This is a genomic window from Acidovorax sp., from assembly GCF_046341535.1.
GTDB lineage: Bacteria > Pseudomonadota > Gammaproteobacteria > Burkholderiales > Burkholderiaceae_C > Acidovorax.
The window spans coordinates 13,209-36,382 of the sequence record NZ_JBKDRI010000090.1; the positions used below are offsets into that span (position 1 = coordinate 13,209).

Annotated in this window: 22 protein-coding genes; 9 read left to right on the plus strand and 13 right to left on the minus strand. The window is 65.0% G+C overall.

The genetic code is table 11. From position 1 onward, the window contains the following. Window positions 1-105 precede the first annotated feature (105 nt). Complete coding sequence (gene mutL / locus ACK543_RS06265) at window positions 106-2,106, minus strand: DNA mismatch repair endonuclease MutL (RefSeq protein WP_409941990.1); 2,001 nt, start codon at window positions 2,104-2,106, stop codon at window positions 106-108. Between the two features lie 104 nt (window positions 2,107-2,210). On the opposite strand from mutL, the gene ACK543_RS06270 reads away from it, so the two are divergent. Then, window positions 2,211-2,864, plus strand: a complete 654-nt coding sequence (locus ACK543_RS06270) for a DedA family protein (RefSeq protein ID WP_409941991.1) — start codon at window positions 2,211-2,213, stop codon at window positions 2,862-2,864. A gap of 20 nt (window positions 2,865-2,884) precedes the next feature. Here the strand turns inward: ACK543_RS06270 and ACK543_RS06275 are convergent, their stop codons facing one another. Beyond that, window positions 2,885-4,348 (minus strand): N-acetylmuramoyl-L-alanine amidase, encoded by a 1,464-nt coding sequence (locus ACK543_RS06275; RefSeq protein WP_409941992.1) that lies wholly within the window; start codon window positions 4,346-4,348, stop codon window positions 2,885-2,887. A 119-nt stretch (window positions 4,349-4,467) separates the two neighbouring features. Beyond that, window positions 4,468-5,004 (minus strand): tRNA (adenosine(37)-N6)-threonylcarbamoyltransferase complex ATPase subunit type 1 TsaE, encoded by a 537-nt coding sequence (gene tsaE / locus ACK543_RS06280; protein ID WP_409941993.1) that lies wholly within the window; start codon window positions 5,002-5,004, stop codon window positions 4,468-4,470. Here tsaE and queG point away from each other — a divergent pair. Then, window positions 4,987-6,105, plus strand: coding sequence for a tRNA epoxyqueuosine(34) reductase QueG (gene queG / locus ACK543_RS06285; RefSeq protein ID WP_409941994.1), 1,119 nt, complete (start codon window positions 4,987-4,989; stop codon window positions 6,103-6,105). The genes tsaE and queG overlap by 18 nt on opposite strands. A 69-nt stretch (window positions 6,106-6,174) precedes the next feature. On the opposite strand, the gene ACK543_RS06290 is transcribed toward queG, so the two are convergent. Further along, a complete protein-coding gene (locus ACK543_RS06290; RefSeq protein ID WP_409941995.1) occupies window positions 6,175-7,080 on the minus strand; it encodes an AEC family transporter in 906 nt (301 codons plus the stop codon). Between the two features lie 124 nt (window positions 7,081-7,204). On the opposite strand from ACK543_RS06290, the gene ACK543_RS06295 reads away from it, so the two are divergent. Both ACK543_RS06295 and xerD read left to right on the plus strand, forming a co-directional pair. Beyond that, window positions 7,205-8,170 (plus strand): tripartite tricarboxylate transporter substrate binding protein BugE, encoded by a 966-nt coding sequence (locus ACK543_RS06295; RefSeq protein ID WP_409941996.1) that lies wholly within the window; start codon window positions 7,205-7,207, stop codon window positions 8,168-8,170. Between the two features lie 72 nt (window positions 8,171-8,242). Next, window positions 8,243-9,142, plus strand: coding sequence for a site-specific tyrosine recombinase XerD (gene xerD / locus ACK543_RS06300; protein ID WP_409941997.1), 900 nt, complete (start codon window positions 8,243-8,245; stop codon window positions 9,140-9,142). Window positions 9,143-9,334: 192 nt separating this feature from the next. On the opposite strand, the gene ACK543_RS06305 is transcribed toward xerD, so the two are convergent. From ACK543_RS06305 to ACK543_RS06315, 3 genes are all read right to left on the minus strand, one after another. After that, a complete protein-coding gene (locus ACK543_RS06305) occupies window positions 9,335-10,615 on the minus strand; it encodes an EAL and HDOD domain-containing protein (RefSeq protein WP_409941998.1) in 1,281 nt (426 codons plus the stop codon). 91 nt (window positions 10,616-10,706) lie between these two features. Then, a complete protein-coding gene (locus tag ACK543_RS06310; RefSeq protein WP_409941999.1) occupies window positions 10,707-11,972 on the minus strand; it encodes an EAL and HDOD domain-containing protein in 1,266 nt (421 codons plus the stop codon). Between the two features lie 59 nt (window positions 11,973-12,031). Further along, window positions 12,032-12,856 carry a ferritin-like domain-containing protein gene (locus ACK543_RS06315; protein WP_409942000.1) on the minus strand — a complete coding sequence of 275 codons (825 nt, stop codon included), beginning with the start codon at window positions 12,854-12,856 and terminating at the stop codon, window positions 12,032-12,034. Window positions 12,857-12,966: 110 nt separating this feature from the next. Here ACK543_RS06315 and ACK543_RS06320 point away from each other — a divergent pair, with 110 nt between their 5' ends. Continuing rightward, window positions 12,967-13,491 (plus strand): gamma carbonic anhydrase family protein, encoded by a 525-nt coding sequence (locus tag ACK543_RS06320; RefSeq protein WP_409942001.1) that lies wholly within the window; start codon window positions 12,967-12,969, stop codon window positions 13,489-13,491. Window positions 13,492-13,518: 27 nt separating this feature from the next. After that, window positions 13,519-14,511, plus strand: coding sequence for an Hsp33 family molecular chaperone HslO (locus ACK543_RS06325; RefSeq protein WP_409942002.1), 993 nt, complete (start codon window positions 13,519-13,521; stop codon window positions 14,509-14,511). Window positions 14,512-14,850: 339 nt separating this feature from the next. On the opposite strand, the gene ACK543_RS06330 is transcribed toward ACK543_RS06325, so the two are convergent. From ACK543_RS06330 to ACK543_RS06355, 6 genes are all read right to left on the minus strand, one after another. After that, a complete protein-coding gene (locus tag ACK543_RS06330) occupies window positions 14,851-15,534 on the minus strand; it encodes a hypothetical protein (protein ID WP_409942003.1) in 684 nt (227 codons plus the stop codon). A 5-nt stretch (window positions 15,535-15,539) separates the two neighbouring features. After that, a complete protein-coding gene (ftsB, locus tag ACK543_RS06335) occupies window positions 15,540-15,818 on the minus strand; it encodes a cell division protein FtsB (RefSeq protein ID WP_409942004.1) in 279 nt (92 codons plus the stop codon). 117 nt (window positions 15,819-15,935) lie between these two features. Next, entirely contained in the window at window positions 15,936-17,222 is a 1,287-nt protein-coding gene (eno, locus tag ACK543_RS06340; RefSeq protein ID WP_409942005.1) for a phosphopyruvate hydratase, read from the minus strand. Between the two features lie 150 nt (window positions 17,223-17,372). Continuing rightward, complete coding sequence (locus ACK543_RS06345) at window positions 17,373-17,663, minus strand: DUF1330 domain-containing protein (protein ID WP_069105251.1); 291 nt, start codon at window positions 17,661-17,663, stop codon at window positions 17,373-17,375. A gap of 4 nt (window positions 17,664-17,667) precedes the next feature. After that, window positions 17,668-18,525, minus strand: a complete 858-nt coding sequence (gene kdsA / locus ACK543_RS06350; RefSeq protein WP_409942006.1) for a 3-deoxy-8-phosphooctulonate synthase — start codon at window positions 18,523-18,525, stop codon at window positions 17,668-17,670. 10 nt (window positions 18,526-18,535) lie between these two features. Then, window positions 18,536-20,197, minus strand: coding sequence for a CTP synthase (locus tag ACK543_RS06355; protein ID WP_409942007.1), 1,662 nt, complete (start codon window positions 20,195-20,197; stop codon window positions 18,536-18,538). 304 nt (window positions 20,198-20,501) lie between these two features. Between ACK543_RS06355 and coaBC the strand changes: the two genes are divergently transcribed. The 3 genes from coaBC (at window position 20,502) to ACK543_RS06370 (ending at window position 23,037) form a co-directional block, all read left to right on the plus strand. Next, window positions 20,502-21,713, plus strand: coding sequence for a bifunctional phosphopantothenoylcysteine decarboxylase/phosphopantothenate--cysteine ligase CoaBC (coaBC, locus tag ACK543_RS06360; protein WP_409942008.1), 1,212 nt, complete (start codon window positions 20,502-20,504; stop codon window positions 21,711-21,713). Between the two features lie 149 nt (window positions 21,714-21,862). After that, window positions 21,863-22,309, plus strand: coding sequence for a dUTP diphosphatase (gene dut, locus ACK543_RS06365; RefSeq protein ID WP_409942011.1), 447 nt, complete (start codon window positions 21,863-21,865; stop codon window positions 22,307-22,309). A 188-nt stretch (window positions 22,310-22,497) separates the two neighbouring features. Further along, complete coding sequence (locus tag ACK543_RS06370; protein ID WP_409942009.1) at window positions 22,498-23,037, plus strand: glycine zipper 2TM domain-containing protein; 540 nt, start codon at window positions 22,498-22,500, stop codon at window positions 23,035-23,037. The last annotated feature ends 137 nt before the right edge of the window (window positions 23,038-23,174 follow it).

Below are 23,174 nucleotides of genomic sequence, written 5' to 3' on the forward strand. Positions count from 1 at the left end.
GCGCGGTTGCCCGACGGCATGCCCCGGATACGGCCACGAGCCTGGCTGTGCTGTCGGCCGGCCGGCGGCAGTGCTTTTATGCGGCCTTTGGGTCCAGCGCAATGGCTACCGGCCGCGCAGAAAGAGTGCATCCAGCTCGCGCATGGACAACTGCCGCCATGTCGGCCGTCCGTGGTTGCACTGGTCGCTGCGATCGGTGGTTTCCATCTGGCGCAGCAGGGCGTTCATCTCGTCCAGCGTGAGTTTGCGGTTGGCCCGCACGGCACCGTGGCAGGCCATGGTGCCCAGGATTTCATTGCGGGCGCGCTGCACCACCGTGGTGGCGTCGTGCGCGGCCAGCTCGGCCAGCACACTGCGGGCCAGCTCCACCGGGTCGCCCTGCGCCAGGGTGGTTGGCACGGCACGCACCGCCAGGGTTTTGGGCGAGAAGGGCATCACCTCCAGGCCGAGCATCGCCAGCACGTCGGCTGATTCTTCGGCGGTCGTCACTTCCTGCGGGGTGGCCGCAAACGTGGCCGGGATCAGCAGGGGTTGGCTGCTGATGCGCGCGCCGCTGTCCACCTGGGATTTGAGGCGTTCGTACACGATGCGTTCGTGGGCTGCATGCATGTCCACGATGACCATTCCCTGGGCGTTCTCGGCAAGGATGTACACACCATGCAACTGGGCCACGGCCTTGCCCAGCGGCCAGGCCGTGTCGTCGCTGTCACGGCGCTGGGGCCATGCCGCAGGCGGGGTGCCGGTGTCGGCAACGGCCGCCGGCATGGTGCCTGCCCTGGCGGCCGGGTTGGCCAGCCCCAGGCTCGCCAACGGCGCGTCGGTGCCCAGGGGTGCGGCGGCCGCATCGTGCTTTTGGGGGCCCCACAAGGCCTGCAAGTCAGCCACATGGTGGCCACGCTCTTCAAATTTGATGGGTGCCTGCGTTGGCCGGTAGGACGGCGAAGGCGATGGGGGCCTGAACTGCGTTGGAGTTTCGGGCTCAGTGATGGCCGTGTGGTTGGCAGGCGCTGCCGGGGCCACCGCTGCCAGCGCAGCGGCGCGCGGCGCGGCCAACGCGTTCTCTACGGCGTGGCGCACGGCCTGGTGCACCTCGCGGCTGTCGCGAAAGCGCACCTCGATCTTGGTCGGGTGCACGTTCACATCCACGCGGGCCGGGTCGATCTCGACATACAGCGCGTAGATGGGTTGCTTGTGGCCGTGCAGCACGTCTTCGTAGGCGCTGCGGGCGGCGTGGGTGAGCACCTTGTCACGCACAAAGCGGCCGTTGACATAGCAGTACTGGTGGTCGGGCCGCGAGCGGGCAGCGTCGGGCAGGCCTGCGCGGCCAGTGACGGTGACCGGCCCCATGCGGTGCTGCACGGCCACCGACTGCGCCACGAAGTCTTCGCCCAGCACGTCGGCCAGGCGGCGGGCCAGCGCATCCGGCGCATCGCTCTGGCCCGGAAAAAACGTGGCGCGCCACTGCTCCACCAGCTTGCCCTCGTGCCAGATGGCAAAGCCCACATCGGGCCGCGCCAGCGCGTGGCGGCGCACCGATTCAATGCAGTGCGCCAGTTCGGTGGCGTCGGTCTTGAGGAACTTGCGGCGCGCGGGGGTGGAGAAAAACAGCTCCTTGACCTCCACCGTGGTGCCGGTGCTGCGTGCGGCCGGGCGCAGTTCGCCGCTGCGGGCGTCCAGCAAAAAGGCGCTGCTCTGGGTGGCGGGGCGCGACAGCAGTGCCATCTCGGATACCGAGGCGATGGCCGCCAGCGCCTCGCCCCGAAAGCCCATGGTGGCCACGGTTTCCAGGTCGGTCAGGCTGGTGATCTTGCTGGTGGCGTGGCGGCGCAGGGCCACGGGCAACTCGTCTTGCGGAATACCGCCACCATCGTCTTCGACGGTGATCAGGCGCACGCCGCCGGCCATCAGCCGCACCGTGATCTGGGTGGCGCCCGCATCGAGCGCGTTGTCCACCAGCTCACGTACCACCGATGCCGGGCGCTCCACCACCTCGCCTGCTGCAATCTGGCTGATGAGCTCGTCGGGCAGGTCGCGGATGGGGCGGCGGGCAGAGGCCGCAGCGGGCTGCTGCACGGCGGCAGCGATGGGCAAGGTGGGGGCGTTCACCTGGGCAATTCTAGGGCCAGGCCTGAAGGGGCTTTTGGCAGCGTTGCGCCGCCCGGTGGGGATAATGCGCGCTTTTCATCGACCCCGCCTTGGACCTGCCCGCCATGGAAATTGTCACCTTCCTGATCGACTTCATCCTGCATGTGGACCGGTACCTGGAGAACTTTGTCACGGCCTATGGCGCCTGGGTGTATGCCCTGCTTTTCCTGATCGTCTTTGTCGAGACGGGCGTGGTGGTGATGCCGTTTTTGCCCGGCGATTCGCTGCTGTTCATCGTGGGTGCGCTGTGCGGCGTGGGCATGATGAGCCTGCCGATCGCCTGCGCGGTACTCATCGCAGCAGCCATTTTGGGGGACCAATGCAATTACGCGGTCGGCCGTTTTTTTGGGCCCAAGGTGTTTCAGTGGGAGGACTCTCGCTGGTTCAACCGCCGGGCCTTCAACCAGGCGCATGACTTTTATGAGCGCTACGGCGGCATCACCATCGTGATTGCGCGCTTCATGCCTTTTATCCGCACCTTTGCGCCGTTTGTGGCGGGCGTGGCGGAAATGAGCCGTGGCAAGTTCACGGCCTACAACGTGGGCGGCGCGCTGCTGTGGGTGCTGGGCATCTGCAGCGCTGGCTATTTCTTTGGCAACCTTGCCTGGGTGCAGGAGCATCTGGACAAGATCATCTGGGCCCTGATTTTTGTGCCGGGGCTGATCGCGATTTTTGGTGCCTGGCGCGCCAGCCGGCAAGCCAAGGTTGCGTCTTCCTGAGGGGCTGCCAGCCGCAGCGGCTACATCGACCGGCTGCGTGCCAGGGGCGGGTTTTTTGCAAAATACCGCGTGATGCCGCGCATCAGCGCATCGGCCAGCCGCTCCTGGTAGGCGCTGCTGCGCAGGCGCTGCTCTTCTTCGGGGTTGCTGATGAAGGCGGTTTCCACCAGGACGCTGGGAATGTCGGGGGCCTTGAGCACTGCAAACCCCGCCTGTTCGACGCGCGGCTTGTGAAGGCGTCCCACGCTGCCAATCTCGCCCAGCAGGGTTGTGCCCAGCTTGAGGCTGTCGTTGATCTGCGCGGTGGTGCTCATGTCCAGCAGGGCGCGCTGCACATGCTGGTCGCGCGCGCGCACGTTAATGCCGCCCACCAGGTCGGCCTGGTTTTCCTTGTTGGCCAGCCAGCGCGCCGCAGTGCTTGATGCGCCGCCCTGGCTCAGCGCAAACACGCTGGCACCGCGCGCCGTGGGCACGGTAAAGGCATCGGCATGGATGCTGATGAACAGGTCGGCCTGCACGCGCTGGGCCTTTTGCACGCGCACGCCCAGCGGCACAAAGTAGTCGCCGTCGCGCGTGAGGTAGGCGCGCATCGGGTTGCCGCCCACCGAGGTGGCGTTGATGCGGTCGCGCAGCAGGTAGGCGACGCGCAGCACCACGTCTTTTTCGCGCGTGCCAGCCGGGCCGATGGCGCCGGGGTCTTCGCCACCATGGCCCGGATCGAGCGCCACGATGATGATCCGGTCGGTGCGCGTCGCGGTGGGTTGGTTATATCCCGCGCGGGTGACGGCCGCCTCGGCCGCGGGCGGGGCTGCAGCGGGGGGGGGCGCATGCGCCTCGGCAGCGCCCCCGCGCTGGGTGCGCTGAGCAATCAGGTCGCCCAGGGGGTCGGCGGTGGGGGCGGCGGCGACGGGGGCGGCGGGCGATGCCTTGGCCGTCGGCGGGGCGGCTGGCGGAGTAGTCGGGGCGGTGGGGGCGGTGGGGCCCGGCGCAGGCGCGGGGCCGCCTGCATCGCGCAAGCGCTCGGCAATCAGCGCCTCCAGCGGGTCCACCGGGTCGGCCGGGTACAGGTCGAACACCAGACGGTGGCGGTAGGCGGCCACCGGCGGCAGCGTGAACACCTGGGGCAGGGCGGGCTGCTTGAGGTCGACCACCAGGCGCACCACGCCGGGCGCGTTTTGGCCCACGCGGATACCGGCGATGTTGGGGTCATCCGGTTTGACTTTGGCCACCAGCTCGCGCAGCGCGGGGCTGAGGTCGATGCCCTCGATGTCCACCGCCAGGCGCGGCGGCGACGAGACAAAGAACTGCTTGGCCACCAGCGCTCCATCGGACTCGATGGTGACGCGCGAGTACTCGGGCGCAGGCCACACTCGCACCGCGAGGATCGTGGCCCCGCGCGCGATTTGCTGGGTGCCCAGCAGCAGCACCAGGCTGCCGGTCTTCAGCAGGGTGCGACGGGAGGGCGAGGGCACGCGGGACGTCATGCCTGGCAGGGTGGTGCGCCCAGGCGGCACACGCCGCGCCGCCCTGGCAGTGAACGGCGTGTGCACTGAGACCCTGGCATCACAATGCAAAAGCACATGGAAGGGCGAATGAAAGCGCTTCAGAGCCCCCGCAGCAGGCCGCGCCCGGCATCGGTGCCAGCGTGCAGCGTGACGCGTCGTTGGTGCTCATCAATTGCTTCAATGTATATAGCAAGATCGGCAGGCGGGGTAAGCGCTGCAGCCTTTTCCGGCCATTCTGCCACCTTGAGGCCCGGATTGGCAAAAATGTCGCGAAACCCGGCGTCCTCCCACTCGCGCGGGTCGTCAAAGCGGTAGAAGTCGAAGTGCCAGACCGTGCTGGCGTGGGGGGACAGGCCTGGAGCCTCGTGCGGCTCGACCACGGCATACGTGGGGCTTTTGACCCGGCCCCGCACCCCAAGGGCGCGCAGCAGATGGCGCACCAGCGTGGTCTTGCCCGCCCCCAGGTCGCCGTGCAGCGTGATGTACGCATGGGCCAGGCCCGGCTGCGCGGCCAGACGTTGCGCAAACGCGGCAGTGTCGTCTTCGCTGTGCCATACCAGCGCGCGACGGGCATCGGCGGCCGCGTCCGCGGGGGGCGTTTCTACAATCGGCGGCATATGTGGTGCAGCAGTCAACTCGTTCCTCAAGTGCAGGAGTGGGCCCGCGAGCTGGGATTTTCCCAAATCGGCGTGGCGGGGGTGGATTTGTCGGCCGCAGAACCGGGCCTTGCGGCATGGCTTGCGCAGGGCTTTCATGGTGACATGCATTACATGGCGGCGCATGGCCTCAAGCGCGCCCGTCCGGCCGAGCTGGTGCCTGGCACCGTGAGCGTGATCACGGCCCGCATGGACTATCTGCCCCGGCACACGCCCGTGCGTGCCCCGCAGGCTTGGCAGGCCCTTGAACTGGCGCGGCTGGCGCGGCCTGGCGAAGGCATTGTCTCGGTGTATGCACGGGGCCGCGATTATCACAAGGTGCTGCGAACCCGCCTGCAAGCGCTGAGCGACCGGATTGCCGCTGCAGTGGGCCCGCTGGGCCACCGCGTGTTCACCGATTCAGCCCCGGTGCTGGAATGTGAACTTGCCGCGCGCAGCGGGCAAGGCTGGCGCGGGCGCCACACGCTGGTGCTCAACCGGGAGGCGGGGTCGATGTTCTTTTTGGGCGAGATCTACGTGGACATCGCATTGCCCGAGAGCGAGCCCGTCACGGCCCATTGCGGCAGCTGCACCGCCTGCATCGATATCTGCCCCACGCAGGCCATCATTGCGCCGCACCGGCTCGATGCGCGGCGCTGCATTTCGTACCTCACCATTGAACACGCCGGGCCGATTCCCCTGGAGCTGCGGCCGCTGATGGGCAATCGCATCTACGGCTGCGACGACTGCCAGCTGATCTGCCCATGGAACAAGTTCGCGCAGGTCAGTCGTCTGCCCGATTTTGACGAGCGGCAGGGTCTTGCAGGCCAGCAGCTGGTACACCTTTTTGCGTGGGACGAGGCCACTTTTTTGCGCATGACGGAGGGCGGGCCAATCCGCCGCATCGGGCATGAGCGCTGGCTGCGCAACATTGCCGTCGCGCTGGGCAATGCGCTGCGGGCTGCGGTGACGGGCGGTGACGCGGGCGGTGCAGACGCACTGGCTCTGCGCGCCGCCCTGCACTCGCGCGTTGCCGACAAGAGCGCTCTGGTGCGCGAGCATGTGGCCTGGGCGCTGGCCCAGGACGCTGCGTGGTCGTAGGCAACCCTCAGCAGGGCACGGCGACCCGACAGCCCGCCCTGGCCAACAGGCTGGTGGGCGCAGGGCGGTTCATCGCAACACCCCCAGGGCCAACGGCAGGCTGACCATGCCCAGCAGTGTGGACAGCGTGACCAGCCCGGCCACATACGGCCCGTTGTATCCCATGCGGGCGGCCAGCACGAAGCAGGTGGATGCGGTGGGCAGGGCCGAGAACGCCAGCAGCACGGTGGTCTGCACCCCGCTCAGGCCGAGCCAGCGCGCCATGCCCAGTGCAATCAGCGGCTGCACCAGATGCCGGATGGCAAGCACCGATATGCCCAGCGCCTTGCTGTGCGTGAGCTGGCCAAACTGCATGCTCGCCCCCGCGGCCATCAGCCCCAAGGGCAGCGACGCTGCGCTGATGCGGCTCACGCCCGGCTCGGCAAAGGCCGGGATCTGAAAGCCCAAAAGGTTGGCCGTGAGCCCCGAGGCCGTGGCGATGATCAGCGGGTTGCGCACCAGCTCACGCACAAAACCCTGCTGGCCGTGGCGCGCCATGGGCCACACGGCGGCCACATTGAAGAGGGGCACGCACACGCCGATCAGCACAGCCATCATCAAGAGGCCTTGCGCGCCCGCCAGGCGCTCGGCGATGGCCAGCCCGATGAAGGAGTTGAAGCGAAATGCCACCTGCGCGCTGGCCGCGTGATCCCGCCGGTCCAACTGTCGGCCAAGCCACGGCCAGTGCGGCAGGCTGTACGCCAGTGCGATGCCGGCCAGGCCCGACAGCAGCCCTGCCGCCATCAGACCAGATGCGGCCGGGAAGTCCATCGGGCTGCGCACGATGGACTGGAACAGCAGCACCGGGAACAGGCAGTAGTACACCAGGGCCTCGACCGGCTGCCACACCGAGCGGTTGAGTGCGGTGAAGCGGCACAGGATGTAACCCAGAAGGATCAGCGAGAAATCGGGAAGCAGGAGCTGGGCGTAGTGCACCGCTTGAGGATACTGGATGCAGGTCGGTCATGCGGGTTAGCCCTTATGTGCAATCCGCAGTGCCGCAACGACCCGGTTACCCCTACCATTCGCAACATCTGTGACCCACTTGTAAGGAGACTCCATGCACCGTCGTCAATGGCTCGCGCTGACCGTTCTGGCTGCCGCTGCCGGTACCGCAGCCGCCCAGGCCTACCCCAACAAGGTGATCCGCCTGGTGGTCCCGTTTGCCCCGGGTGGCACTACCGACATCATTGCCCGCGTGATCGCCGACCCCCTGGGCAAGGCCCTGGGCCAAAGTGTGATCGTCGAGAACAAGGCCGGTGGCGGTGGCCTCGTGGGCGCCACCGAGATCGTCCGCGCCGCGCCGGATGGCTACTCGCTGGGCGTGGCCACGGTGTCCACCACTGCGGCCAATCCGGCCATCAACCCCAAAATCTCCTACAACCCGCTGACGGACTTCACGCCCATCGTCAACATGGCAGCCACGCCCAACGTGATTGCGGTGAACCCGAACTTTCCGGCCAAGGACTACAAGGCGTTCGTGGCCGAGGTGAAAAAGAGCCCTGGCAAATATTCTTACGCGTCCTCCGGCACGGGCGGCATTGGCCACCTGCAGATGGAGCTGTACAAGAGCCTGTCGGACACCTTCGTCACGCACATTCCCTACCGGGGTGCGGGCCCGGCCCTGAACGACACCGTGGCCGGCCAGGTGCCGATCATCTTTGACAACCTCCCTTCCGCGCTTCCGTTCATCAAGGACAACCGGCTGGTGGCCATTGCTGTGGCAGCACCCCAGCGCGTGGCCGCCCTGCCCAATGTGCCCACATTCAAAGAGCTGGGCCTGGAGCCCGTGAACCGCATGGCCTACTACGGCATCGTCGGCCCCAAGGGTTTGTCCAAGGACATCGTGGATAAGGTCAACGCAGCCGTTCGCAAGGCCCTGGAAGACCCGGCCGTGAGAAAGCGCATTGAAGACACCGGATCGCTGGTGGTGGGCAACACCCCCGAGCAGTTTGCGGACCAGATCAAGGCCGAGCTGGCGGTGTATAAAGACGTGGTCGCCAAGCAAAAGCTCACGCTGGATTGACCCGCAGCGCTGCATGCCGCACGCTCAAAGCCGCCCCCCGCCGGGCGGCTTTTTTACATACTAAGGTTTTGTATGTTGAACGCAAGCCTGAGTGCGATTGATCAGTTTGTCGATGCGGTCTGGCTGGAAGACGGCCTTTCGCGCAACACACTGGCTGCCTACCGGCGCGATCTCACGCTGTATGCGCAGTGGCTGGCTGAACAACCCGAGCCGCTGGCCTTGGACGCCACGGCAGAACACCACCTGCACAGCTATTTCGCGGCCCGCCACGCACAGACCCTTGCCACGTCGGCGAACCGGCGGTTGACGGTGTTGCGGCGCTACTTCCACTGGGCGCTGCGCGAGCGGCGCATCCACGCCGACCCCACCGTGCGGCTGCAGGCCGCGAGGCAGCCGCTGCGCATGCCCAAGACGCTATCCCAGAGCCAGGTAGAGGCGCTGCTGGGAGCCCCCGACGTGGACACACCGCTGGGGCTGCGCGACCGCACCATGCTGGAGCTGATGTACGCCAGCGGCCTGCGCGTGACCGAACTGGTCACGCTCAAAACCTTCCAGATCGGGCTCCAGGAAGGGGTGCTGCGCGTGGTGGGCAAAGGCAACAAGGAGCGTCTGGTGCCGTTTGGCGAGGTGGCGCGCCAGTGGCTGGACCGCTACCTGGCCGAGGCCCGCGGGCCCATCCTTGCTGGTCAGCAGACGGATGATCTGTTCGTCACGCAACGGGGCAGTGGTATGACCCGTGTGATGTTCTGGATGATCGTCAAAAAGTGGGCGCTCTCGGCGGGGATCCATGTACCGCTGTCCCCCCATACGTTGCGCCACGCGTTTGCCACGCATCTGCTCAACCACGGCGCCGACCTGCGCGTTGTGCAACTGCTGCTGGGGCATGCCGACATCTCCACGACCACTATCTACACCCATGTGGCGCGCGAGCGGCTCAAGTCTTTGCACGCCCAGCACCATCCGCGTGGCTGAGCCGCCTGGTAGCCCGCAGTGGGCAGCGCGGCCCGGTGCGTGCCACTCGCTTTGAGCGACGTCGCATCGCCGCAACAAGATGCTGGCTTTGCACCGTCCGTGAGGTGTTGATCGCCACTCGCTTGCCGAGTCACCCCATGAAAAAAGCCCTGCAGGACAGGGCTTCGATGGAAGAGCGCTACCCGAGCGTTTCTACTCGGCAGCGAGGTTTTCGGCCCAGGTCAGCGCCTGCAGGTGGGCCCAGTTGACCTGGCGGTTGGACAGTTGCAGCGCGTTCGCCGCGCGGGCAAACGCGGCTTCGTCGCCGCTCTCGCAGGCCTTCGTCAGCTCCAGGAACGGCGCGAAGACTCCCTTGCCATGCAGCAGGGCATCCATCACCGGCTCGGGCAGCGCCACCGACTCCAGCGCTCTTTCCATCGGCATGCCAAGCATCGTATCGAGCAACGAAAACACGCCGACCACAAAAGCGTTGTCGCTCTCTTCCGGCGTTAGAAGCTCCCCCGCCAGCAGTTCCATCAGGCGCCCGCGTACCACGGCGGTCTGGCCCACCGCCGGTGGCGCGCCGCCCGCGCGCGAGGTGGTCATCAGCAGTGCCGCCCAGCGGAACAGCTTTTTGAGCCCCAGGATCATCACCGCGTGGCGGAACGACGTTATTTCGCACGACAGGCCAAACCCCGACGAATTGATGAAACGCAGCAGGTTGAAAGACAGCGTCAGGTCTTTCTTGAGCAGATCCTCGATTTCGGCGGTGCTGGCCTGTTTGCGCACGAGGTTGATCAACTGAATGATGGTTGCCTGAGATGGCCGGATGGTCGTGGCTTTGACGAGCGAGGGCTTGGCAAACCAGTAGCCCTGAAAGAGCTTGACGCCCAGATCGCGCATCAGCTCAAACTGCTCGGCGGTCTCGACCTTCTCGGCCACCAGCGTGGCCTTGCTGTAGGTGGTGGCAAATTTGACCAGCGTTGCAGCCAGCTCGGGCTTGAACGCCTGCATGTCCAGCTTGATGAAGGCAGCCAGGGGCAGCCAGCTTGTGTAGGCGCGGCGCAGAGCCTGCTGGTCGAACGCCAGGCGGAATCCCCGTTTGCGCAGGGCCTCCAGTGTGGGTACGCGGCCCTCGATTTCTTCGGCGGTTGCGCTGTTGGGCAGAGGGGGCACCTCCAGCACCACTTTTTCGGGGTGGATCAGCTCCAGGTGGCCACCGGAGAGGCTGTCGTGCGTGCAGTTGATGAACACCGTTTTTTTGCCGACCAGGGCCTCGGTCCCGGCATAGGACAGCGCGTTGAATAAAAGCGCTGCATCGCTGGCCGCCGTGAACGAGTCGGATGCCGTGGAGCGGTCAAACAGCTCGTAGCCGTAGACGGCTCGAGATGAGTCAATGATGGCCTGGCGGGCAATGATGGCCAGGTTTTCGTCCACTACAAGGGTGTCTTGCGGGGAGATTTCCTGGCCATCGGATTCGGGTGTGCTCGACATGGAGGATTCGTTGGGATTGGTCTGAACTTGCTCAGATTCTAGACCTAGCTTGTGCCATTGCGAACCATTTGCTTGGCGGGTCGCCCGCGGCTCATTCCGCCAGGTGGTCTGCCCAGGCAAGGGCCTGCAGGTGCGCCAGATTGATTTGCTGGCTGTTCAAGTGCAAAAGCCCTGCGGTCTGGTCGAAAGCAGCGTCATCGCTCGATTCACATGCCTCGGCCAGGGTCAGCAAGTCACCCAGGAAGCCTTCTCGGCGCAACAGTGCTGCCGCCACGGGCTCCGGCATGTTCAGGAGCCCCACGGCGGCCTCCATGGGCATTGAAAGCATGACGTCGAGCAGCGAAAAAATTCCCACGACAAACGCCTGGTCGGCCTCCTCGGGAGGAAGGGTCTCGAGTGCCAGCAGTTCCATCAACCGGCCGCGAACGACAGCGGTCTGACCGACGGAGGAGGGCACTCCGCCGCTGCGGGATGCGGTCAGCAGCAGGGCTGCCCAGCGGAATAGTTTCTTCAGACCCATCAGCATCACAGCCTGACGGAAGGAGGTGATCTCGCGGGTCAGGCCAAAACCGGCCGAGTTGATGAGCCGCATGAGGTTGAAGGCGAGCGCAGCATCCTTCTTGAGCGCCTGCTCGATCTCGTCCGTGCTTGCCTGGTTGCGCACCAGATTGATGAGCTCGATGATGCTGGCCTGTGCCGGGGCCAGCAGCTTGGTTTCCACCAGCGAGGGTCGGGCGAACCAATAACCCTGGAACAGTTGTACGCCCTGACTGGAGACCACGTCGTATTGCTGCGCGGTCTCCACTTTCTCGGCGATGAGTTCGGCCCGGCAGTGTCGGTCGGCGTAGCTGATCAGCACCGCCAGCTGGTCATGCGCGAGCACCGACAGGTCGAGCTTGATGTAGTCGGCCAAAGGCAGCCAGGGCGCATAGGTCGATTGCAGCACCGTGTGGTTGAACGCCAGGTGGAATCCCCGCTTGCGCAGGCCGCTCAGGATGGGTGTGCGCATGGCCACCTCTTCGCTGGCCGCATGGCCTAGCGGCGGAATCTCCAGCACCACCCTGTCGGGGTCCAGCAGTTCCAGATGACCCCCGGTCAGGCTCTCATGGGTGCAATTGACGAAGATCAGTTTTTTACCCACCAGTTCTTCGCTTCCAGCATGCGAGAGGGCGTTGAACACCAAAATGACGTCCGTGGCCGCTGTGTGCGTGACGGCGGTGCGCGAGCGGTTGAACAGCTCGTACCCCACGACGACATGCTGCGCGTTGACGATGGCCTGGCGCGCGATCACGGCCACGGGGGAAGACGCGCTCGACGGCGGTGCTTTGGGGGGCTCGTGCGGGAGGGATGAAGTCATGGCTCAGGAAGTGCTTGTACCGTTAAAGGGAATGGGCCACAGGCAGGCTGGAATCACCATCAGGAGGTCAACCTCAAGGTTTGGACCTGTTGAAGCCAGCGAAGTTCGGTCTCGGTGAAACCAGCGCTGCGGCGGGCCGCCACGTTGTAAGGCGGCTTCAGGCGCGGTGCCTGGTATCGATCCACCAAAACGCCGTAGTGTGCCTCCGGGTCCAAACCCTCTCGTTCACACAGCCAACGGTACCAGTGGTTCCCGATGGCAACGTGCCCCACTTCATCGCGCAGAATGGTATCCAGAATGGCGACGGCCGCCTGTGCGTCGGGCGTGCCCACCTGGCGCAGTTTGGCCTGAATCTGCGGGGTGGCATCCAGGCCACGCGCCTCCAGCGTGCGCGGCACCAGGGCCATGCGGGCCAGGATGTCGTGCTGGGTCTTCTCGCACATGGTCCATAGTCCCTGGTGCGCGGGAAAGTCGCCATAGTCATGGCCTTGTGCGCGCAGATGGTTGCGCAACAGTCGAAAATGCGTGGCTTCTTCAGCGGCCACGCGCACCCAGTCCAGGTAATAGTCGCGCGGCATGCCACCGTAGCGCCATACGGCGTCGAGCGCCAGGTTGATGGCATTGAATTCGATGTGCGCGATGGCATGAATGAGCACGGCGCGGCCCTGCGCGGTGGCGGGTGACCGGCGGGCGACGGCGGTGTGCAGGCGCAGCTCTGGCCGCGCTGGCCGGCCCGGAAGCTCTGCTGCATCATGCGGATTTTCCAGACTGGAATTTGCTATCGAAAAAGTAGCTGCTTGCGCTTGCAGGTCAAGCGCGGCAGCCACTTTTTGTTCTGGATCTGCAAGGCGCAAGGCCTGCATGGCATGGTGGCGAAGCTCCATCCTTACAATTCTAGGCGGTTTCAGCGGTGGGGCTTGGTGTCCGCGGGAGTGGATTGGGCTGTGATGGCCTTTGCGTATTAATCAATGGAACTCCGCTGGAAGGGGTGGTGATGGCGATTTACGAACTTGATGGCGTGGGGCCAACGGTAGCGCCCAGTGCGTGGGTGGCCGACAGCGCCCAGGTGATGGGCCGCGTGGTGCTGGGCGAGGATGCGAGCGTGTGGTTTGGCAGCGTGGTGCGTGGCGACACCGAAAGCATCACCATCGGTGCTGGCTCGAACATTCAGGATGCCAGCGTCCTGCATGCCGATATGGGTAAGCCGCTGGTCGTGGGCGAGCGTGTCACGGTCGGGCACCAGGTCATGTTGCACGGCTGTACCATCGGTGATGAGTCGCTGATCGGCATTGGTGCCGTGGTGCTCAATGGTGCCCGTATTGGCAAGCATTGCCTGGTGGGTGCGGGTGCGCTGGTCACCGAGGGCAAGGAATTCCCCGACGGTTCGATGATCATCGGCAGCCCGGCCAAGGCCGTGCGCGCGCTCACGCCCGAGCAGATCGAAGGCCTGCGCTCAAGCGCGCAGCACTACATTGACAATGCACGCCGTTTCCAGCGCGGTTTGCGCAAGATCGGCTGACGGTCTTATTCCCGGGAAATCTCTTGCGTGTCTGAACTTCATAAGTTTCTCTTTGACGGGCTGCCGGTGCGCGGCATGATCGTGCGCCTGACGGACGCCTGGACCGATATTCTGAGCCGCCGCGCCAGCAACACGAGCACCGGCGCATACCCGGCCCCCGTGCGGGATTTGCTGGGCGAAATGGCGGCGGCTGGGGTGCTGATGCAGTCCAACATCAAGTTCAATGGAGCGCTGGTGCTGCAGGTCTTTGGCGACGGGCCCGTCAAGCTGGCGGTGGCTGAGGTGCAGTCGGACCTGAGCTTGCGCGCCACCGCCACATTCAACAGCGAAGTGGCCGCGGACGCCCGGCTGAGCAAAATGGTGAATGTGGGCGGCGGCGGCCGCTGTGCCATCACACTTGACCCCAAGGACCGCCACCCTGGCCAACAGCCCTACCAGGGCGTGGTGCCATTGCATGGCGACCGGGGTGAAAAGCTGGACCGCCTGTCCGACGTGCTGCAGCACTACATGCTGCAGTCCGAACAGCTCGACACCGTGCTGGTATTGGCGGCCAACGACCAGATCGCGGCCGGCCTGCTGATCCAGCGCATGCCCGTCAAGGGCGAGGGCAACCTGGCCGCCAGCCTGTCGTACCGCGAAAACGAGGACCAGATCGGCCGCAATGAGGACTACAACCGCATTGCCCATCTGGCGTCCAGCCTGAGCCGCGAAGAACTTCTGACGCTGGACGTGGACACCATCCTGCACCGCCTGTTCTGGGAAGAAAAGGTGCTGCGCTTTGAGCCACTGCAGGGCGCCAGTGGCCCGCGCTTTGCCTGCACCTGCAGCCGCGAACGCGTGAGCAACATGCTGCGCAGTCTGGGTGTGGAAGAAGCCCAGAGCATCCTCGCCGAGCGCCCGGACATCGAGGTGGGATGCGAGTATTGCGGCCTGCAATACCGCTTTGATGCGGTCGATGCGGCGCAGATTTTCGTCTCCCCTGCGCTGAGCCAGTTGCCCCGGCCGACCAACATCCAGTAGTCGCCAGTCAAGGAACCTCTGCATCACTCCCTGCGGTCTGCGCGGGCCCGGGCCCGGGCTCGGGCGGTCCACGGCGTTGCTTTTCTTGCCAATAGCCAGGCTATTGGCTGCAAAAAGTGCCTTGCGGCCTCTCCCGATCCGCACCAGCGCATCCTCGCGAGGGTTATGTAGAGCTCAAGGCAGCGGCCGCGCTGCCCCGTTTGAAGGCCCGTTCGGCAAAGCCCGTGGGGTGGGCGCGGGTTGGCGTCGGTCTTTAGCAGGCGCTGTCACCCCAAAGGTGAGGCTGCGAACACAGCGAAGCGTCCGAGTCCACGCGGTGTGCGGCAAGATGACAAGCGGTCAACTGCCGTTTTTAGGTTCAGATCGCCCTACCAGCGAGGTGAAGAGCTTGTGCTCACATTCCGGGTCGCTGCACTTCTCGCACGACCACGCCGGGCGCGAGCGCCGCATTGCTGGAGGAGCCTGGGCTTTTTCGGTATCAAAACGGCCACTTGCGCTTGTTCCGTCTGCCTTGTCTGCAACGCTTTTGATAGCGCGGAGTGCCTGGGCGATCCGCTGTTCGCCATTGCCGTACACCACCCGGTAGTCCAGGCCCCGGTGGGCCAATTCCGCGCGAAGCTCGGCATCGACCCGCTCTCGCAGCGCCTTGTGGTGCGGCGCGCCATGCGCATCCAGCCCGGTCAGCAAGGTCAGGGCAGGGCTGGGCGTGACAGAGTGGTCGCCCGGTGGAAAGGGGCGGGCCGCCGTGAGGGGTAATGCATGCCGATGCGCTGGCGCAAGCGGCGCCAGATCCGGGTGCTGCAAGACAAGGATGCGCACGCATGCGTCCAGCCGTGTGCGCAGCGCCGCCGCCAGTTCGGGCACGCCGGTATCCGGCGCTCCGGTGACGGCCACGACCACGGGCGCAGGCGCTGACAGGGGCCCCGGCTCGGGCGCGGGCAAGAGCGCGGGTGAAGGCGCTGGCAAAGGCAGGGGGTCGGGAGTGCGGCTTGGCAGTGCCGGTGCGCCGTCGGGCATGGGCACGGCAGTCAGCGGGGGGTGAACTGGACGTACACCTCGTTGGGCTTGACCATGCCCAGCTCGCTGCGCGCCTTCTCCTCGACCATGTCCAGACCTTCCTTGAGATCCTGCACCTCGGAGCTCAGGCGCGCGTTCACCTGGCGCGCCTGTTGGTTCGCGGCCTTTTGCGCATCAATCTGGCGCTGCATCTCATGGACGTGCGGCGCACTGCCGCGCCCCAGCCAGAGCTGGCCCTGCAGTGCGGCCAGCAGGGCCAGCAACACCACCGGAACCACACGCGATGCCATCGTCAGCAGCCCGCTGGGAGATGGGGGCAGTGGTCTCGCGCTACCGCAGCACGGCGATCCCGGTCAGGCAAGACCCGGAGGGCCGGGCAGCGGGTAGCGCAAGCCACAGGGCAGGGTTCAGCGCAGGTTGTAGAACGCCGCGCGGCCTGGGTAGTGCGCGATGTCACCCAGGTCTTCCTCGATGCGCAACAACTGGTTGTACTTGGCCATACGGTCGGAGCGCGACAGCGATCCGGTCTTGATCTGGCCTGCATTGGTGCCCACCGCGATGTCGGCGATGGTGCTGTCTTCGGTCTCGCCCGATCGGTGCGAGATCACCGCCGTGTAGCCAGCGCGCTTGGCCATCTCGATGGCAGCAAAGGTCTCCGTCAGGGTGCCGATCTGGTTGATCTTGATGAGGATCGAATTGGCAATGCGCTTGTCGATGCCTTCTTTCAGGATCTTGGTGTTGGTCACGAACAGGTCATCACCCACCAGTTGCACCTTGCCGCCCAGGCGATCGGTCAGGATCTTCCAGCCGTCCCAGTCGCCCTCGTGCATGCCGTCTTCGATGCTGATGATGGGGTACTTGTCGACCCAGGTGGCAAGCATGTCGGTCCACTGCTGGGCCGTGAGCTTGATACCGCCTTCACCTTCCAGAACATACAGGCCGTCTTTGTAGAACTCGCTGGCCGCGCAATCCAGGCCCAGGGCGATCTGCTCGCCAGCGGTGTATCCGGCGGCATCAATGGCCTGCAGGATCAGCTGGATCGCAGCTTCGTGGTTTTCCACGCTGGGGGCAAAGCCGCCCTCATCACCCACGGCGGTACTCATGCCCTTGTCGTGAATGATTTTTTTCAGTGCGTGGAACACCTCGGCGCCCCAGCGCACGGCCTCGCGGAAGGTGGGAGCACCCACGGGGATGATCATGAACTCCTGCAGGTCCAGGCTGTTGTTGGCGTGTGCGCCGCCGTTGATCACGTTCATCATGGGAACGGGCAACTGCACGCTGCCCATACCGCCCAGATAGCGGTACAGCGGCAGGCCGGATTCCTCGGCCGCTGCGCGTGCCACGGCCATCGAAACAGCCAGCATGGCGTTGGCGCCCAGGCGGCTCTTGTTGTCGGTGCCGTCCAAATCGATGAGGGTCTTGTCCAGGAAGGCCTGCTCGGAGGCATCGAGACCCAGCACGGCTTCGGAAATGTCGGTGTTGATGTGCTCGACGGCCTTGAGCACGCCTTTGCCCAGGTAGCGGCTCTTGTCGCCATCACGCAGCTCGATGGCTTCGCGGCTGCCAGTGGATGCGCCCGAGGGCACTGCGGCGCGGCCCATCACGCCCGATTCCAGCAGCACGTCACATTCGACGGTGGGGTTGCCGCGGCTGTCCAGCACTTCGCGGCCTACGATGTCAACAATGGCACTCATGGTCTTCCTTCAGGTTTTGGAGATTCATCCAGACGGGCAGGATGTTTTAGGCTAAAACTTTCTTCGGTGGCGCGTCTGTCGTCATTTTATGCTACCGATTTGATAGTAAATTGGCGAGTCGGTTCGAACCCGGTACGAACCGACAGGCTGTCAGACGCCTTCGACGCACACCATGCGCATGATGGCCGCGCCCTCGCGTGCTGCCTTGGCTTTTTGGTATTCGGGGGTGTCGTAGAACGCACGGGCAGCCTCAAAGCTCGGAAATTTCAGGATCACGGTGCGCCCCGGGTTCCAGTCGCCTTCCAGCACTTCGACCTTTCCGCCGCGCACGCACACTTCGGCACCATGGGCCTGCATGGCCAGCGTACTCCATTTGCGGTATTCGTCGTACTGTGTGGGGTTGGTGACCGTGACCGATGCGATGACGTAACCACTGCTCATGTTCTCAGGCTCCAAAACTGTTTTCAAGGAATCCGCGCTGCTTGGTGACCTCATCCAGCGCCACCAGGGTTTCCAGCAGCGCTTTCATGTGCCTCAGGGGCACGGCGTTGGGGCCGTCCGACCAGGCCTCGGCGGGCCGTGGATGGGTTTCCATGAAAAGCCCTGCCACACCCGCCGCCACACCCGCACGGGCCAGCACCGGCACCATCTCGCGCGCGCCGCCGCTCACGGCGCCCAGGCCACCGGGCTTTTGCACCGAGTGGGTCACATCAAAGACCACCGGCGCGCCAGAGTTTCGCATCTCGGCCAGGCTGGTCATGTCGGCGACGAGGTTGTTGTAGCCAAAGCTCACGCCGCGCTCGCAGGCCAGGAACCGGTCTTGTGACAGGCCCGCCTCGCGGGCAGCCTCGCGCGCCTTGTCAATGACGTTCTTCATGTCCCAGGGTGCCAGGAACTGCCCCTTTTTGATGTTGACCGGTTTGCCGCTTTGCGCCACGGCGCGGATAAAGTCCGTCTGGCGGCACAGGAAGGCTGGGGTTTGCAGCACGTCGACCACGCTGGCCACTTCGGCCACTTGCGAGGTGTCGTGCACATCGGTGAGGATGGGCAACTGCAGCTGGCGGCGCACTTCATCAAGGATCTTGAGGCCCGCATCCATGCCCACGCCACGCTTGCTGGCGCCGGATGAGCGGTTCGCCTTGTCGAACGAGCCCTTGTAGATCAGTGGTATGCCCAGCGGCGCGCAGGCTTGCTTGAGCTGGCCCGCCACCTCGAGCGACATTTCCAGACCCTCGATCGAGCAGGTACCCGCGATCAGGAAAAATCGCTCATGGAGGCCGACAGGAAACCCGCAGAGATTCATCGTCAAGTCCTCAGGCTTTGGCCACTGCGGCCTGCTGGTGTTCCACTGCGGCCTTGATGAAAGCATTGAACAGCGGGTGGCCGTTCCAGGGCGTGGACTTGAACTCGGGGTGGAACTGCACGCCGATGAACCACGGATGCACGCTTGGGGGCAGCTCGACGATCTCGGTGAGCTGCTCGCGCTGCGTCAGCGCCGAGATCACCAGGCCCGCCTTGCGCAGCTGCTCTAGGTAGTTCACGTTGGCTTCATAGCGGTGACGGTGGCGCTCGGTCACCACGTCGCCGTAGATGCTGTGCGCCAGCGTGCCCTTGGCCACGTCGGAGGTCTGCGCGCCCAGGCGCATGGTGCCACCGAGGTCGGAATTGGCGTCGCGCGTCTTGATGGTGCCGTCGGCATCTTTCCACTCGGTGATCAGCGCGATCACGGGGTGGGGCGTGGCCGGATCGAACTCCGTGCTATTGGCGTTGGCCAGGCCCGCCACATGGCGGGCGTACTCGATGGTGGCCACCTGCATGCCCAGGCAGATGCCCAGGTAGGGCACTTTGTGCTCGCGGGCGAACTGGGCGGCGGCGATCTTGCCTTCCACCCCGCGCTGACCGAAGCCGCCAGGCACCAGGATCGCGTCGTACTGTGCGAGCTTCGCGGCGGCGTCCGGGCCCTCGATGATCTCGGAGTCGATGTGGTCGATCTTCACGCGCACATGGTTGCGCATGCCAGCATGGCGCAAGGCTTCATTGACCGATTTGTAGCTGTCCGACAGGTCCACATATTTGCCAACCATGCCGATGGTGACTTCGCCCTGGGGGTGCTCGGTTTCATGCACCAGATCGTCCCAGCGCTTGAGGCTGGTGGGCGGCGTGTTCAGGCGCAGCTTGTCGCAGATCAGGCCATCGAGGCCCTGCTCGTGCAGCATGCGCGGCACCTTGTAGATCGTGTCCACGTCCCACATGCTGATCACGCCCCACTCAGGCACGTTGGTGAACAGCGAAATTTTGGCGCGTTCCTCGTCGGGAATGCGGCGGTCGGCGCGGCACAACAGGGCGTCAGCCTGGATGCCAATCTCGCGCAGCTTTTGCACCGTGTGCTGCGTGGGCTTGGTCTTGAGCTCGCCTGCCGCGGCAATCCATGGCAGGTAGGTCAGGTGCACGAAGGCCGCGTTGTTCGGGCCCATGCGCAGGCTCATCTGGCGCACGGCTTCCAGGAATGGCAGCGATTCGATATCGCCCACCGTGCCGCCGATCTCAACGATGGCGACGTCCACTGCGTCGGGCGTACCGATGCCCGCGCCGCGCTTGATGAAGTCCTGAATCTCGTTGGTGACGTGGGGAATGACCTGCACGGTCTTGCCCAGGTAGTCGCCGCGGCGTTCCTTCTCCAGTACGGATTGGTAGATCTTGCCCGTGGTGAAGTTGTTGGTGCGCTTCATGCGCGTTTCGATGAAACGCTCATAGTGGCCAAGGTCAAGATCGGTTTCCGCGCCGTCATCGGTCACGAACACCTCGCCGTGCTGGAACGGCGACATGGTTCCCGGATCCACGTTGATGTAGGGGTCCAGCTTGATGAGGGTGACTTTGAGACCGCGCGATTCAAGGATCGCGGCAAGCGAGGCTGAGGCGATTCCCTTGCCCAGGGAAGACACCACACCGCCGGTGACGAAGACGAATTTGGTCATGTCTGAAGGGGGACTCTCGGAACCTGTAGCGGCGACGGCATCTGCACGACTTGCGCGGCCTGCTGCCAATGCCTGCAATGCTTGGGCCATCGCTGCAATGGACGTCTGACCGCCGGTCTTGAGCCGACGCGCCAGCGAACGCTACAGGTTTCGAGAGTCCCCCTGGTGGTGGGAAATGAGAATTATAGATGGCGGCCCCGGCCAGATTGGCGGCAACGGGGCTGCGGCCCGCGTGCAATGCTCTCGTGCGGCCGGGGCTCGCTGGGCGCGCCCGCCACAAGCACCCTTCTGCTAAATTCGTCGAATGAACGAGCTAGCTGGAAAACACATTGTCCTGGGCCTGAGCGGTGGCGTGGCCTGCTACAAGGCCGCAGACTTGTGCCGCCAACTCATCAAGGAAGGCGCCACCGTGCAGGTGGTGATGACCGAAGCGGCAGGGCAGTTCATCACGCCCGTGACCATGCAGGCCCTGTCGGGCCGTCCGGTGTATGGCTCGCAATGGGATGCGCGTGAGCCCAACAACATGCCCCACATCAACCTCAGCCGGGATGCCGATGCCATCGTCATCGCGCCCTGCAGCGCGGATTTTGTCGCGCGCCTTGCCCAGGGCCGGGCCGACGAGCTGCTCAGCCTGCTGTGCCTCGCGCGGCCAGCGGCCAGCGTCCCGCTGCTGCTGGCCCCTGCCATGAACCGGGAGATGTGGTCGCATCCGGCCACGCAGCGCAACCTGCAGCAGGTAGCGCGCGACGGCGCGTTGGTGCTGGGGGTGGGCCATGGCGACCAGGCCTGCGGCGAAACGGGCGACGGCCGGATGCTGGAGCCGCACGAACTGCTCGATGAACTGGTGGCGAGTTTGACCCCCAAGGTGCTGGCGGGTCACACGGTGCTGGTCACGGCCGGACCCACGTTCGAAGCGATCGACCCCGTGCGGGGCATCACCAACCTGTCCAGTGGCAAGATGGGTTTTGCCCTGGCGCGCGCTGCGCGCGAGGCGGGTGCCGATGTGACGTTGGTCGCAGGCCCGGTGCACCTGGAAACCCCGCGCGGTGTGCGCCGTGTGGACGTGAGGTCGGCCGTGGAAATGGCTGAGGCGGTTCATGCGTTGGTGGCTGATGCGACGATATTCGTGGCAACCGCCGCAGTGGCAGATTGGCGCCCCGCGTCACCGTCCACCCAAAAAATCAAGAAAGATGGTTCTGGCAACACGCCGGCGCTGGCTTTTGTGGAGAACCCCGACATCCTGGCTGCGGTGGCCCAGTCTCCCAGGGCCCAGGCGGGCGAGCTGCTGTGCGTGGGCTTTGCTGCCGAAAGCCACGACCTGATTGCGCACGCCACGGCCAAGCGCCAGCGCAAGGGGGTGCCCCTGCTGGTGGGAAACATCGGGCCTGCCACCTTTGGCCAGGATGACAATGCCTTGGTGCTCGTGGATGCCAATGGTCACCGTGAACTGCCACGGGCGCCCAAGCGCGTGCTTGCACGGCAACTAATCGAGGACATCGCTGCGCGCTGCCGCTGATGCGTGCGTGTTGCCAGCCTGACCGCTGGGCTCTCGCTATGGGAGGCGGCCGGGACGGTATGGCATACCGATGCTCGCAGCCCACTGGGCACCCCATGCGCTCCCTGGGGCTGCCGGGGCACACCGAACAAGACTTGAACAGGATGACTATGAAAATCGATGTGAAGATTCTGGATCCGCGCATGGCGAACCAGCTGCCTACCTATGCCACATCCGGCAGTGCCGGGCTTGACCTGCGCGCCTGCCTGGACCAGCCACTGACCTTGCCGCCCAACGCATGGCAGCTCGTGCCCACCGGTATCGCGGTGTTCATCAAAGACCCTGGATACGCCGCGCTCATCCTGCCGCGTTCGGGCCTGGGCCACAAGCACGGCATTGTTCTGGGGAATTTGGTCGGTCTGATCGACAGCGACTATCAGGGGCAGCTCATGGTGAGTGCCTGGAACCGAAGCCCGGTCGCCTTCACCCTCGAGCCGATGGAGCGTCTGGCGCAGCTCGTCATCGTGCCGGTGGTGCAGGCCGAGTTCAACGTGGTTGATGAATTCGTCGCCACCGAGCGCGGCGAGGGCGGCTACGGCTCCACGGGCAAGGCCTGACGGCTGGGTCGAAAACGGCGGGGTCTTGCGCGGCATGGCCTTGCTCGACACTGGCGGTGTACGTAGGCTTACAACTTCGCGCATCCCGGGTGCCTGGTGCACGCTGCTTGCGTTGTTAAATGACGTTTTCGGTATCGGGCAGGATTTTCGCTGGCCCGGCGCGCGCTCATCCCCTCCAGGAGAATCGAATGCAACAGCACATTGTTTCCCCCAGCCGTTCTGCGAGCACCCTTCGGCCCTCCCGGTGGCTTGGGCTGGCTGGCGCGCTAGCGCTTTCCATGCCCCTTGCTGGCTGCGGCCACAACAGGCATTCCCAGGGCCCGCAGTACGGGTACGGCGGCTATACGACCCCGGCGCCGGCTTACCCGAATAGCGCGTACGCTACCGAATATGGCCGGGTGGCCAACATTGAAGTGCTGCAAGGCTACTCTCAAGGCGGTACCAGCGGCGCAGGCGCGGTGATTGGCGCCCTGGTGGGGGGCGTACTGGGCAATCAGGTGGGCGGAGGCTCAGGCCGCGCCGCAGCCACGGCCATCGGGGTGCTGGGCGGTGCCGTTGCCGGCAATGCCTTGGAAAGTCGAAACAACAGTCAGGACCTCGAGCGGCGGTACCGGGTGTCGATCCAGCTGGACCAGGGAGGCTACCGTGCGTATGACGTAAGCCACCCGGGTGACCTGCGGGTGGGCGACCGTGTTCGTCTGTACAACGGGCAAATTTCTCGCTACTAGGAGCCTGTCGGACTTGGAAATCGTCGGCTGCAAATCGACCGCAGCGGTCCATTTTTAACCGCCTTTTTGCCCCATAGCTCGGCTATGGGGCTGCAAATTCGGCAAAAACTGTCCTCGCTGGGGCCGATTTTCGCTTT